Here is a 13,462-nt window from a genome sequence, read left to right as displayed (position 1 = left end):
CATGACAATTCAAATTGAACAGCAAATGACTAAGCTCAAAAAAAGTTACACGGAGGATGAACTCGAAAGTTTTGTAAGGTTATCGGATCGATGGCTACGAAAAAACGATAATGCCACATTTGAAGCTTGGGCAGATGCGATGATTTTACAAACGCTTAGCCTAATTGATGAAGAGGAGCCATACTGGACATTTGTCGCAGCTCAAATTTATTTAGAAAAATTATATGACCAATTTGCGATGCGTCGTGGTGTCTCAGTGAAAGATGTTTATAAGGTTTTCCCAGAACATTTAGCACACTATACAGAAGCCGGTTTGTATCATGAAAGTTTAACAACAAAATATAGTGAGCAGGAGCTTCAGGAACTCGCTTCTTATTTAGAATCAAGTCGAGATGAGTTGTTTACGTACATTGGTTTAAAAACATTAATGGACCGTTATGTAGTCCGTGATTATACAAAAACACCAGTGGAGTTACCACAGGAACGATGGATGGTCATTGCGATGACTTTGATGCAAGATGAAACTGAAAATCGTTTAGAAAAAGTGCGTGAATCTTACTGGGCAATGAGTAATTTATATATGACTGTTGCTACACCAACATTATCGAATGCAGGTAAAACACATGGACAGCTATCAAGCTGCTTTATCGATACAGTAGATGATAGTTTACAAAGTATTTATGACACTAATACAGATGTCGCAACATTATCGAAGTACGGCGGTGGTATTGGTGTTTATATGGGCAAAATTCGTAGCCGGGGCTCATCAATTAAAGGCTTTAAAGGTGCATCAAGTGGTGTTTTACCATGGATTAAACAACTTAATAATACAGCGGTTTCAGTCGATCAGCTAGGTCAAAGACAAGGAGCTATTGCGGTCTATCTAGATGTTTGGCATAAAGACGTCTTCACATTTTTAGATTTACGCTTAAACAATGGGGATGAACGTCTGCGTGCCCATGATATTTTCACAGGGCTATGCTTACCGGATATCTTTATGGAAACTGTTGAGGCACGTGGGGAGTGGCATTTATTTGACCCACATGAAGTGCGTGAAATCATGGGCTATTCACTAGAGGATTACTACGATGAGAAAAAGGGTGACGGTTCTTTCCGTACTAAATATGAGGAATGTATCGCAAATCCGTTGTTAAGTCGTGAAGTCGTTCCAGCCATTGATATTATGAAGCGTATTATGCGCTCACAGCTAGAAACAGGCGTACCGTTTATGTTCTATCGAGATGAAGTGAATCGCATGAATCCGAATAAGCATGAAGGAATGATTTACAGCTCGAACCTGTGCACAGAAATTTTCCAAAATATGTCTGCTACTGAATTCGAATCTATTACCCTTGAAGATGACGTTATCGTAACACGTCGCAAGCCTGGAGATTTCGTTGTATGTAACTTATCATCTATCAATTTAGGACGAGCAGTTCCGGCTGGTGTTTTAGAACGATTGATCCCAGTTCAAGTACGTATGCTAGATAACGTTATAGCGCTAAATACAATTCCAGTAAAACAAGCAGAGCGTACGAACTTACGCTACCGCGGTATTGGGCTTGGCACATTTGGATGGCACCATTTATTAGCTTTGAAAGAAATTCAATGGGAGTCTGAGGAAGCTGTAGAATTTGCGGACAAGCTATATGAGGAAATTGCGTATTTAACGATTCGTGCTTCTAACGATTTAGCATGTGAAAAAGGAGCCTATCCATTATTTGAAGGCTCAGATTGGCATACTGGTGCGTATTTTGAAAAACGTGGCTATGACAGTCATAAGTGGAATGCATTACGCGCCGCGGTTGCAGAAAAAGGTATGCGTAACGGCTATGTAATGGCAGTTGCACCGAACTCATCAACATCTATTTTAGCGGGCAGTACGGCTACGATTGATCCGATCTTCCAAAAGAGTTATTCAGAAGAGAAGAAGGATTACAAAATTCCAGTAACAGTACCAGATTTATCACCAGTGACGACTTGGTATTATAAATCTGCTTATTTCATCGATCAAAATTGGACAATCAAGCAAAATGCTGCACGAGCACGTCATATTGACCAAGGCATTTCACTTAATTTATATGTTCAAAATACGATCAAGGCGAAAGATTTACTAGCATTGCATATGAATGCTTGGGCGAGCGGTGTGAAAACGACTTATTATGTGCGCTCAACGTCTGTAGAATTGCTAGAATGTGAGTCTTGCGCAAGCTAGGAGGAAATAACAATGACAACAATTACAAAACGACAAATTATGGATAAGGATGCACCGAACCGTTCAACAGGAATTGTCAACGGACGTTCTTCTAACATTTTAAACTGGGATGATGTGCGTTTTAGCTGGGCATATCCAAAGTATAAAAAAATGCTAGGCAACTTCTGGACACCATTTGAAATTAATATGAGCAATGATGTAAAGCAGTTTCCAGGGCTATCAGCAGATGAACAGGAATCCTTTTTAAAAATCATTGGCTTGCTAGCATTATTAGACAGTGTACAAACAGATTTTGCAGGGAAAGTAGCGGATTATTTAACTGATTCAAGCTTAAATGCGTTAATGATTATTTTAGCGCAACAAGAGGTAATCCATAATCACTCTTATTCCTATGTGCTATCAAGTATTGTTAACAAAGACGAGCAGGATCGTACGTTTGATTATTGGCGTACAGAGCCGGTACTAGAGCGACGTAATGATTTCGTTATTAAGGGCTACCGTGCATTTTCAGAAGAGCCAACTGTTGAAAATATGCTAGAAGCGATTGTTTATGATGTGATTTTGGAAGGTTTATTCTTCTATTCTGGCTTCGCATTCTTCTATCATTTAGCACGCAATCAAAAAATGGTGGCAACGTCAACGATGATTAATTATATTAATCGCGATGAGCAGCTACATGTGGATTTATTTGTGAAGATTTATCAGGAGCTATTAGAGGAATATCCTGAATACGATACACCTGAACGAGCAGCTCGTGTCCAAGAAATCTTCCGTGAAGCCGTTCAGCTAGAAATCGATTGGGCGAATGAAGTAATTGGTGATAAAGTTGAAGGCCTAGATGTCGAAGATGTGCATGATTATGTACATTTCTATGCCAATGTACGCTGTAATCAGCTTGGCGTAGAGCGTCCATTTGAAGGTTATCGCAAAAATCCATTGAAGTGGGTTAAAGCGTATGAGGATGTTGACTTAGGAAAAACAGATTTCTTCGAGCAACGTTCTCGCCAATATGTGAAGGTCAATGTAGAAGATAACGGCTTTGATGATTTGTAAAAAGCTTAGAGTAAAAATAGCCATGTTAGCGTGATTCATGCTAACATGGCTTTTCTCTAGTTATTCAAAAAAATCGTCTTTGAAAAATGGTTGAATGCCAGCTTCCTTTAAAAAGTATTTGTATTCAGTAGGGACGTCTAAAAGTGATTTGTAGGGAAGTAATACTTCATCTCTCAATCGTTGCACGAGTTGCGCATCTAATTCTGGAAACCATTTTTCATACGGTACTTTTCTTTCTTCTTCAATAGAAATTAAAAATTCAATGATATATTTAAACATCACAGGGAAATCTTGTTTTATTTGTTGATGATGAGCTACGAAGGCTTCGATGTAATTATTCAATTCATGAAACGGTTCATTTGGATCATACCCACCTAAATATTTTCGGTCGTGTTGTGGAATAAAGGTAAAGCCGCTGAGAGCATGCCATGCACCGAGCATTACTGTAAAAGCAGCAAGGGCACATCTCCGTGTTTCTAAATCTCGATCATTAAAAAAGTGATAATATTCATCATACTCAAAACCTCTACTAGTATAAAAACCTCCAATACCAAAATCTTTAAGCCCCTCTGTTACTTTTTCTACGATAGATTTTGTAGAAGGTTGTAATGGCTGATTTTTATCAAGTGCGATAATTTTATCGCTACTAGAATCTAATCGACTACCTAAATAAGTGATTGTTCGATAGTACTTTAATATATCTTGATTAGTTGTCGTGTAAGCGAGGTTGTCAATTAAGAAACCCATTGCTTCAGAGTGTTCTCCTAAGTTATATAATGCCATCGCGTAAAATATTTTCATTTGTTCTTTTTTAGGAAATTTACGCATGGCTTCTTGGTATAGCTTTTTCGCCTCTAAAAAGCGTTCGTGTGTTCGATAAATGCAGCCTAATTTGATAAATACATCCTCTAGTTCGTCATCTGCTAAGCCTAATTCAATCGCCTTCTCATAAAGTGGCATTGCCTTTGTTTCTTCAGCTAAAATATCAAAGCTTCGTGCACATTGATAGTGGAGGGAAGGATTGAGTGGATCATTTGATAATAATGTCAAAAACATTTCTTTCGATTCTTGTAGTTGTCCTTGTCTTCGTAGTTGTAATGCTCTATGTATAGTGTTTTCCATGATACATCCTCTTTTCTTCTTTAATTCAAAGGCTCATACCAAAAATTAGAGATAAATTATTGCAGTGGAAAATTGGACGCTTAAAAGAAAGCGCACAGTCGGAACTGAATGTATCTCAAATTATGGTAATAGGTTAATTAATTACCTATAATTATTATTCTGGAAAAAGAGGATAAAACCTCCTTTTATTTCAACTAGAAGTTCATATAAATGATCGATCGTGCCCCGAATATTACGAGACACGAAAAATTAATTACCATTTGAGAATGATTTTCAGTTATAATTAAGAGCGGATGTGAAAGAACAGAACGGAGACGAAAGAATGCAGGCAATTAAACAGTTAGGAGGGTTTTTAGGGCCCTATAAATTTTTTACCTTGATTGCGCCATTATTAATGGTACTAGAGGTAACGATGGATTTACTACAGCCAACTATTATGCAACATATGATCGATACGGGTATTGCCAATGGCGACAATCCATATGTGCTGAAAATGTTCGTATTGATGTTGATGAGTGCGGTACTTGGTCTTATTGGTGGCATTGGCTGCTCCTATTTTAGTTCGAAGGCAGCCATCCATTTTGCATCGGATGTTCGTCAGTCACTTTATGAAAAAATGATGACGTATTCGGCCAAGGAACGTGATGCTTTTACAACAGGGAAGCTTATTACGATTTTAACGAGTGATGTGGAAAGTGTTCAGCGCGCGTTTATGATGACATTGCGTATTTTTGTGCGTGGTCCACTATTATTTATTGGAGCGGTCATTATTGTATTTGTAACAGCACGTGAACTATTTTCCATACTTCTTATTATCGTGCCGATATTGATTATTGCGATGTACTTTTTCACAAAGTACTCAGGTGTGCTATACCGTAGAGTGCAAGAAGCGATTGATGGTGTTAATACGAAGCTTCAGGAAAATTTAGCGGGAATTCGTGTCGTGAAAGCGTTCCGTCGAGAAACGCAACAGATTGAACAATTTGGTGGTCTTAATGATACACTGACGAAACGCTTTATTACAGCTGAGCAAATTGTTGGCGTGCTCGTGCCGTTTACGATGTTCGTTGTCAATCTAGGAATTGTCGCAGCACTTTGGCTTGGTGCTATTAAAGTAGAATCAGGTACACTACAGGTTGGGGTCATTCTCGCATTTATTAACTATTTAACAATTATTTTAAATGGATTAATGACTTCAAGCATGGTGCTCATGCAAATTGCCCGTGCTATTCCTTCAGGAGAGCGTATCGTGGACGTTTTAAATAAAGAAGTAGCGGTTAAAGAAGCGGTAAATCCACTTACATCGCCAATTCAAGGGGCGATTGACTTTCATAATGTGAGCTATCGTTATTATGAATCGGCGGAGGATGTGCTGAAAAATATTACATTTTCAGTAAAGCCGGGGCAAACGGTAGGTCTAATCGGAAAAACAGGTAGTGGAAAATCAACGTTAGTGAAGCTATTACCACGTTTATTTGACCCATCGAGTGGAGAAATACGTTTGGATGGAAAACCCCTAAAAGATTATGCATTATCCACTGTACGCAAACATATCGGCTTTACCTCTCAAAAAGCATTACTGTTCTCAGGTGCAATTGACAACAATATCCGTCTTGGCAAAGAGGATGCAACGTCAGAGGAAATACAGCAAGCTCTCGATGCAGCATGTGCCACTGAATTTGTGGATCGACTGGATAAAGGCTTAGCACATGAACTTTCACAGGGAGCAACCAATCTCTCTGGCGGTCAAAAGCAACGATTAGCGTTAACGCGTGCACTCGTAAGACAACCAGCTATTTTAGTCCTGGATGATACAACATCTGCTCTTGATAGCGCCTCTGAAAAACATGTTCAACAAGCTATAAGCAATGAATATAAAGACACAACGACGTTTATCGTAGCGTCTAAAATTGCTTCTATTCAACAAGCGGACTTGATTCTTGTAGTAGAGGATGGCGAAATTGTTGGTCAAGGTACACATCAACAATTATTACAGAATAATAAATTCTACCAAGCAATTTACGCTTCACAGCAAAAGGCTGGTGAACAACAATGAGTAAAAGTCAACCAAAGCAAATGAATTTTGGACGTGGACCACGAATGGCTGGACCAGCTGAAAAAGCTAAAAATCAAAAAGCAACGATTAATCGTGTGTGGCAATATGTGAAGCAGCAAAAAATAGGACTATATTTCTCTATCTTTTTTGTAGTAGCTTCTACATTTTTAAGTTTAGCAGGGCCGTACTTAATTGGACATATCGTTGATGAATATATAATGAAAAAGGACATTGCTGGTACGATTCGTCTAGGTGTTGTGCTAGCAGTTATCTACACTGCGGCGTCTATTTTTACGTGGCTACAAACATATGTCATGATTCATGTGGCGATGAAAACAATTCGTACATTGCGTCTTGAACTGTTTAAAAAGCTACAAACGTTAACATTGAGATTTTTCGATCAGCGAGCACTTGGTGATTTAATGAGCCGTGTAACGAATGATATTGATAATTTAAATACCGCACTTGCACAAAGTGTGACACAAATCGTTTCGTCAGTTCTAACGGTAATCGGTGTTAGTATTGCTATGTTTTCGCTTAGCTGGCAGCTAGCAATTGTGACGCTGATCATTATTCCACTCATCGTTTTTACGACGAAGCAAATAGTCAAACGTAGTAGTAAAAACTATGCGGCACGTCAACGTGATTTAGGGAAGCTGAACGGTACTATTGAGGAGATGATTACAGGGGCGGAGGTTGTAACGCTTTTTGGGACAGAACAACAAACGATTGAGACGTTCCATAAACAAAATGAAAATCTTCGTAACTCAGCACAGCGAGCAGAAATTACTTCTGGTCTACTAGGCCCTATAAATAACTTTATGAATAACTTGGGTTTAGCTGTTGTTATTGGAACAGGGGCATTATTATCGGTAAAAGGAATCGTTTCAATTGGGGTTATCGCCGCATTTGTGACGTATACACGTCAATTTTTCCGCCCACTGAATCAACTATCAAACCTTTTGAATACATTCCAGTCAGCGATTGCTGGGGCAGAACGAGTTTTCGAAATTTTAGATGAACCATCAGAAGTAGCTGATAAAAAGCATGCCATTGATTGCCAAAGTTTAAAAGGAGATGTGTCATTTCAACATGTATCCTTCAGCTATGTGCCAGAGAAACCGGTACTGAAAAATATTAGCTTCCATGCCAAGGCTGGTGAAACTATTGCACTTGTTGGTCCAACCGGATCAGGGAAAACAACGATTATCAATTTGTTAACTCGTTTTTATGATGTCGATGCAGGTGATATTTTGATTGATGGTCATAATATCGAGGATTACAAAATGGCAACGATCCGTCAAAGAGTAGGTGTCGTACTACAAGATACGTATTTATTCTCTGGAACGATTCGTGAAAATATTCGCTTTGGTAAACTCGATGCCACAGATGAAGAGGTAGAAGAAGCGGCGAAAATCGCAAATGCCCACAACTTTATTAAATATTTACCAGCACAATATGATACACCTGTACAAGCAGGTGGAGCGAACTTAAGTCAAGGTCAACGCCAATTATTAGCTATTGCCCGGGAAATTTTAGAAAATTCGGATATTTTAATTTTGGATGAAGCTACATCCTCTGTAGATACGCAAACAGAAGTCGATATTCAAAAAGGTCTGCAGCATTTAATGCAGGGGCGCACAAGCTTTGTCATTGCGCACCGTCTAAAAACAATCGAAAATGCTGACCAAATTCTTGTTATTCAACAAGGTGAAATTGTTGAGCAGGGCAATCACGAGCAGCTCATGCAAAAACAAGGTATTTATAGTAACCTCCAGCAAAAATTGTTGCTGGAGCAAGTGGAATAAAAAATAGAAGGCTGTCTATTAAGTAAGTAAAAACTTAATAGACAGCTTTTTTATTTTCTGCTAAAAAATTTATGGGAAATTTATTTTTATTGTTTATCCTTTTCATTATCAAACTGAGAGGTGAAATTTATGAAGAAAATATTTAAGAAAATAGTCATCTACTTTATCGTGTTCATGCTTATTGGACTAGTGGCGATATTCAGCTATCATCGATATCAGCTTAGTAAGGAATCCAAACTTTTAGATACTAAAGGAACACTTGTTGAGGTAGATCATCAAAAAATTAATGTTTACACTGAGGGGGATGGTCAGGACACTTATGTGTTTATGGCAGGTTCAGGAGTTGCGGCACCCATTTATGAAATGAAAGGACTGTACAGTAAATTTTCTCAAGGACATAAGATTGCTGTTCTTGAAAGAGCGGGATATGGGTACAGCGATGTCTCGAAGGACGGACGAGATATTGATACAATGTTAGCACAGACGAGGGAAGCTCTCCTGAAAAGTGGGAATAAGCCTCCTTATATATTAGTACCGCATTCCATTTCAGGTGTTGAAGCGATTTATTGGGCACAAAAATATCCTGAAGAAATTAAGGGAATTATTGCGCTTGATATTGGTCTGCCAAGTCAATATGTGGAGCATAAAATGGGAGTAGTCGATTTATGGACTGTTAGAGGAATGAATATGCTAACGAAAATAGGCTTACAACGCTTTTTCCCTTCACAAGTGTATAATCCAGAAGTAATGAAGCAATCGTTTTTAACGGGGGAAGAAAAAGACATTTATAAAGCATTATCCTATAAACAAGTTTTTAATGATGATATGAAAAATGAGCTACTGCATGTGTACGAAAATAGTTTAAAATCAGAAGAGCTTCCGAAACCAAAAGACACACCGATATTATTAATAGATGCCATTGTTGAAAAAAATAAAAATTCGGAAATTACGAAGTACCATAGTCAGAAATATGCAGAATTCGCCGAGCAAATTAACATTTCGGAAGTGAAAGAATTAAGCGGTACTCATAGTATTTATTTATATAAGCCTGATGAGATTTATAATCTTGCTATAGAATTTATGAAGACAAAAGTTGGCAACAAAGAAAGGCCGAGGTAATGAAAGGATTTACGATTTTAATAGTAGAAGACGACCAAATGATTGGTGATTTGATGAAAAAAATACTACAACGTGAAGGTTACGACGTTGTATGGAGAACCGATGGACGAGAAATTATGAACCTTATCCATCAAATTGATTTAGTCATAATGGACATTATGCTTCCGGGGGAGGATGGCTATCAGCTAACAAAGAGCATTAAAAGCTTAGGCTTAAATATTCCCATTATTTTTCTTTCAGCTCGTAATGATATAGAAAGTAAGCTTCAAGGGTTAACAGTTGGGGAAGACTATATGACAAAACCATTTGATCCAAGAGAACTTCTTTTAAGAATGCAGAAAATGCTTGAGCAACAATATGGCACATTCAAACAAGTCCAGCATCTATTAATTGATACCGAGCATCGTAAATTATTTAAAAATAATATACATGATGAAATCTCATTAACAGCAATCGAACGTAAAATTTTCTTTTATTTATATGACAACAAGGATAGGGTGTTAACGAAGGATCATTTTTTTGACTATTTATGGCCACTTGAAGATCGAAATCAAAATATCATCAATGTTCACATCAAGAAGATCAGAACGAAAATTCATGATTCATCAGGTACCATCCTACAAAATATTTATGGAGAAGGGTATCGATTAAATACCTACATAAAGAAATGACATTAAAAATAAAATATCGATTATTATTGTTTACTGCTATAGTCAGTGTTCCAATCGTATTGTTAGGGATTAGTGTGTCGATGTCTATTATTTACGAGTTCGCTTTTAAAACTAGAAATAAAGGAACTCCATTCCATGAATCTTTCGCCTATCCAACGATGCTATTTGTGTTCTTCCTATCATTATGTTTGCTAGCATATTTATTTTCGAAATCGATTAATACATTATTGACGAAAATTAATATGCTAAACAAAACGATTCGTGACTTAGCGAGTAATGAAAGTACACCGAGTACATTAGAGGTTGGCAGTGAGGATGAGATTGGACAGTTAATTCAGTCGGTGAACATACTAATTGAGCGAACTACTTATCGGGAATTAGAGCTTAAACAACAGCAGGAACTACAAAAAGAGCTATTACAAAAGCTAAGGCATGACATTAATACACCGTTAACTGCGATCCGTTTACAATTATTTTATCTAGAAAAATACTATAAGGAGCAACCAAAATTGGTGGAATCCTTGAATGAGCAAATTCAATATATCTCTAACTTAACGAATGAATTTAATTTGCAATCCTTAGACACAATAGAAAATTCGTATATCGTGACGGAAGAAGTGCAACTCACGACATTGTTAGAAACGATGATAAAAAAGTGGAGCTATTTATATAGAATGCATAACATTGAACTAATCTATCATCCAGAAGATACCCATAAAACATGGATGAGTAATGAACTATGGTTACAACGAATGTTCGATAATGTGTTCCAAAACACTTTGAAACATTCAAAAGCTACAAAGCTCGAGATAACAATGAAAGATAATCAGATTTTCATGATGGATAACGGTATTGGCTTTGAACAGAATCGTGAAAGTGGGGGTCTAGGTTTGAAAATCGTTGATGACATCGCTAGAATTCTTCAAGTAAGCTATTCACTCCATTCAGATGAAGAAGGAACATCATTTTGTTTTTCTATTTCAACCTAAAAACAACGGCTTTTTTCTTTGCCGTTGTTTTTTTATTACATCGGAAAAAGCTAGGTCTTGCTGCACAACAATTGGACAGCTGATTCCAGACTAATGTTGTTTATTAATAAAAAACAGGGAATCGAAAACGTAAAAGAACCATATAAAGCTATAAAAGGAGGAAAGTTTTTATGAACAAAAATTCCCCTGCAAGTGTAAGTATGGTTTACATGATGACGAATAATGAAGTCATGAATCAAGTCATTGCCTTTCACAGGGACATAAATGGAATGCTTACCTTCGCGGGTGCCTACCCGACTAATGGGAGGGGTACTGGTATAAGGAAAGTTTCTGCGGCAACGCCAAACAATGGGGTCGACTCCCTGACGTCACAAGGAGCTTTGACCTTATCCCTTGATGGTCGTTTCCTTCTCGCAGTAAACGCAGGCAGTCATAGTATTAGTAGTTTTCTCATTAGTGACAGCGGTGTACCCATTCTAGTGGACGTAAAGCCGTCGGGAGGTGCTCAGCCAAATAGTGTAGATGTGTTTGGTAATCTTGTCTATGTTGCCAATGTAGGGTTTGCTGGGAACAATTATGCATCGAACATCATGGGTTTTCGTATAGATGAACACGGACGCCTTACACCTATCACTGGCTCCTCACGTTCTCTCAGCACTTTCAATGCCGAGCCCGCTCAAGTTCTTTTCACAAGTGATGGCAGTAAGCTCCTTGTAACCGAGTATACTTCGAACCGTCTTAGCGTTTTCAACGTTAATCAAAACGGTATGGTTACAGAACCAATCGTCAATGATTCTTATGGTGACGGTCCATTGGGGGCATATTTTTTATCTACTGGAATCCTCTTAGTTACTGAAGCGAGTTCAAATGCCCTTTCTTCCTATTCAATGGACAACGACGGGATTCTTCATGTGATCAGCGGCTCTGTACAAAACGGATATAAAACCGCATGTTGGGTAATCACAACTAGAGATGAACGTTTTGCATTCATAACGAATACTTTAAGCGGCACAATTTCCACATACCGAATCGACCCTGATGGTGAACTGTCAGTAGCAGGGCATATTACCAGTACACCACAAGGAACAGCTCCAGGACTCCCGATGGATGTTGGTGTGAGCAAAGATGGGCGGCATTTTTACACCCTTAACGGAAATCAGGGAACAGTCTCTGTATTTGCTATTCAAGAAGGTGGAAGTCTAATTAGATTGCAGGTTGCTGCGTGGACTCAACTCCCTTATTTTGGCTCACAGGGGTTAGCGGTTCTTTGATTTTAAGTTGGGTGATAAATTAAAAAAGTTGGGTGATAAATTATAAAAGTTAGGCGATAAATTTAAAAATTAGGGTGATAAACCTTGAAATAGTTCCGATAAAATAAAAATTTGTTCCGTTAAACCTTGAAATAGTTCCGATAAATTGCTAGTAGACCCTAGCGAACTAGCTTTGTTCGATAGGGTCTTCCAACAACGATTCAATCACATGTTTTAATTGAAAAATAGAAGATTGTTGATTTTCGTTCTTCTTGTAAATAAAGACAGTCTCTATTTCCTTATTTAACTGCGGCAAATCGTAATAGTGAATGTTGGAGTAATTATAAAGGTCAATTAGTTTTGTATTTAACACAGCAATTGTATTGTCTATTTGTAGAAAATCAAGGATACTACTGACCGATTTTATTTCCTTCATCGTAAATGGAACTTGATTCTTTTTTAACCACTCTGTCATCGCCCGAGTATACATACAGCCTCTACTTAACACAAGTAGTGTAACAGGCGAACGTTTCTCAAAATCAATAATATAAGAATTATTCGAAATGACTTCAAATGTTTCTGTTGTAATCAAGTCATAATTTACATCAGGGTAGTGTTTAAAAGGATTACTCGTCAGTGCACAATCCATTTCGGCGGAATGGATTTTTTCATTTAAGGAAGTGCTTGATTCAACCGTGAAATCGACGTCTAACGGAATATCATTTGTTTGTAAGGCGTTCATAATGGATGCGCCATAAATTTTTATCGTTGTATGGGAAGTGCCGAAGTTAATTTTTGTATTCGTTCGCGCAGAACCAATTTCTTGTAAAAATTCATCGTATTCCTGTGTAATCAGCTTTAAAAATTTTAAATAGTGTATCCCTACATCTGTAATCTTCAAGCCCTGCGGTGTACGTTTAAACACCTCCTGACCAATTTCAGCCTCCATTTTCTTCACTTTAGAGGTTAAGGCAGATTGTGTATAATTCGTTATTTCAGCGGATTTACTAAGATTTTGCCTCTCCAAAATCTCGACCTTTAATGCTATTTCTTCTATGTTCATGTTGTATGTCACACACCTATAAAATTTTTTGATAGCCACTATCACTTTCCTCCATTTTACGCATTCATAAGGTAAGCGTAAACTCAAATATGTAAAGTTAATATGATTTAGTGTAA

The 13,462-nt window shown here is 37.7% G+C and carries 10 protein-coding genes; 8 read left to right on the top strand and 2 right to left on the bottom strand.

From position 1 onward, the window contains the following. Position 1 precedes the first annotated feature (1 nt). A complete protein-coding gene (locus ACFVT8_RS08645) occupies positions 2-2,215 on the top strand; it encodes a ribonucleoside-diphosphate reductase subunit alpha (RefSeq protein WP_387083203.1) in 2,214 nt (737 codons plus the stop codon). A gap of 12 nt (positions 2,216-2,227) precedes the next feature. Continuing rightward, positions 2,228-3,268, top strand: a complete 1,041-nt coding sequence (locus ACFVT8_RS08640) for a ribonucleotide-diphosphate reductase subunit beta (RefSeq protein ID WP_387083202.1) — start codon at positions 2,228-2,230, stop codon at positions 3,266-3,268. Between the two features lie 60 nt (positions 3,269-3,328). On the opposite strand, the gene ACFVT8_RS08635 is transcribed toward ACFVT8_RS08640, so the two are convergent. Then, positions 3,329-4,390, bottom strand: coding sequence for a tetratricopeptide repeat protein (locus ACFVT8_RS08635; RefSeq protein ID WP_387083201.1), 1,062 nt, complete (start codon positions 4,388-4,390; stop codon positions 3,329-3,331). Positions 4,391-4,712: 322 nt separating this feature from the next. Between ACFVT8_RS08635 and ACFVT8_RS08630 the strand changes: the two genes are divergently transcribed. From ACFVT8_RS08630 to ACFVT8_RS08605, 6 genes are all read left to right on the top strand, one after another. Continuing rightward, positions 4,713-6,446, top strand: a complete 1,734-nt coding sequence (locus tag ACFVT8_RS08630; protein ID WP_387083200.1) for an ABC transporter ATP-binding protein — start codon at positions 4,713-4,715, stop codon at positions 6,444-6,446. Further along, complete coding sequence (locus ACFVT8_RS08625) at positions 6,443-8,254, top strand: ABC transporter ATP-binding protein (RefSeq protein WP_387083199.1); 1,812 nt, start codon at positions 6,443-6,445, stop codon at positions 8,252-8,254. The genes ACFVT8_RS08630 and ACFVT8_RS08625 overlap by 4 nt, the downstream gene beginning before the upstream one ends. Before the next feature lie 129 nt (positions 8,255-8,383). Further along, positions 8,384-9,373, top strand: a complete 990-nt coding sequence (locus ACFVT8_RS08620; protein WP_387083198.1) for an alpha/beta fold hydrolase — start codon at positions 8,384-8,386, stop codon at positions 9,371-9,373. Continuing rightward, the gene (locus tag ACFVT8_RS08615) at positions 9,373-10,044 is read left to right on the top strand and encodes a response regulator transcription factor (protein WP_387083197.1); all 672 of its coding nucleotides are present in this window, start codon (positions 9,373-9,375) and stop codon (positions 10,042-10,044) included. Before ACFVT8_RS08620 ends, ACFVT8_RS08615 begins: the two co-directional genes overlap by 1 nt. Beyond that, positions 10,041-11,033: a sensor histidine kinase gene (locus tag ACFVT8_RS08610; protein WP_387083196.1), complete on the top strand. Its 993-nt coding sequence runs from the start codon at positions 10,041-10,043 to the stop codon at positions 11,031-11,033. The genes ACFVT8_RS08615 and ACFVT8_RS08610 overlap by 4 nt, the downstream gene beginning before the upstream one ends. A gap of 170 nt (positions 11,034-11,203) precedes the next feature. After that, positions 11,204-12,304, top strand: a complete 1,101-nt coding sequence (locus tag ACFVT8_RS08605; RefSeq protein ID WP_387083195.1) for a lactonase family protein — start codon at positions 11,204-11,206, stop codon at positions 12,302-12,304. A gap of 166 nt (positions 12,305-12,470) precedes the next feature. On the opposite strand, the gene ACFVT8_RS08600 is transcribed toward ACFVT8_RS08605, so the two are convergent. Next, complete coding sequence (locus tag ACFVT8_RS08600; protein ID WP_387083194.1) at positions 12,471-13,346, bottom strand: LysR family transcriptional regulator; 876 nt, start codon at positions 13,344-13,346, stop codon at positions 12,471-12,473. Positions 13,347-13,462: the final 116 nt, after the last annotated feature.

The organism is Lysinibacillus sp. NPDC058147, from assembly GCF_042884205.1.
In the GTDB taxonomy this organism is placed as follows: Bacteria; Bacillota; Bacilli; order Bacillales_A; family Planococcaceae; genus Lysinibacillus.
Note: the sequence above shows the minus strand (reverse complement) of the source record. Positions and strands in the feature narration are given on the sequence as shown.

What these genes read in the sequence shown, in the direction of transcription:
- ACFVT8_RS08645 (WP_387083203.1), top strand. Translation starts at nt 2, where the DNA reads ATGACAATTCAAATTGAACAGCAAATGACTAAGCTCAAAAAAAGTTAC.
- ACFVT8_RS08640 (WP_387083202.1), top strand. Translation starts at nt 2,228, where the DNA reads ATGACAACAATTACAAAACGACAAATTATGGATAAGGATGCACCGAAC.
- ACFVT8_RS08635 (WP_387083201.1), bottom strand. Translation starts at nt 4,390, where the DNA reads ATGGAAAACACTATACATAGAGCATTACAACTACGAAGACAAGGACAA.
- ACFVT8_RS08630 (WP_387083200.1), top strand. Translation starts at nt 4,713, where the DNA reads ATGCAGGCAATTAAACAGTTAGGAGGGTTTTTAGGGCCCTATAAATTT.
- ACFVT8_RS08625 (WP_387083199.1), top strand. Translation starts at nt 6,443, where the DNA reads ATGAGTAAAAGTCAACCAAAGCAAATGAATTTTGGACGTGGACCACGA.
- ACFVT8_RS08620 (WP_387083198.1), top strand. Translation starts at nt 8,384, where the DNA reads ATGAAGAAAATATTTAAGAAAATAGTCATCTACTTTATCGTGTTCATG.
- ACFVT8_RS08615 (WP_387083197.1), top strand. Translation starts at nt 9,373, where the DNA reads ATGAAAGGATTTACGATTTTAATAGTAGAAGACGACCAAATGATTGGT.
- ACFVT8_RS08610 (WP_387083196.1), top strand. Translation starts at nt 10,041, where the DNA reads ATGACATTAAAAATAAAATATCGATTATTATTGTTTACTGCTATAGTC.
- ACFVT8_RS08605 (WP_387083195.1), top strand. Translation starts at nt 11,204, where the DNA reads ATGAACAAAAATTCCCCTGCAAGTGTAAGTATGGTTTACATGATGACG.
- ACFVT8_RS08600 (WP_387083194.1), bottom strand. Translation starts at nt 13,346, where the DNA reads ATGAACATAGAAGAAATAGCATTAAAGGTCGAGATTTTGGAGAGGCAA.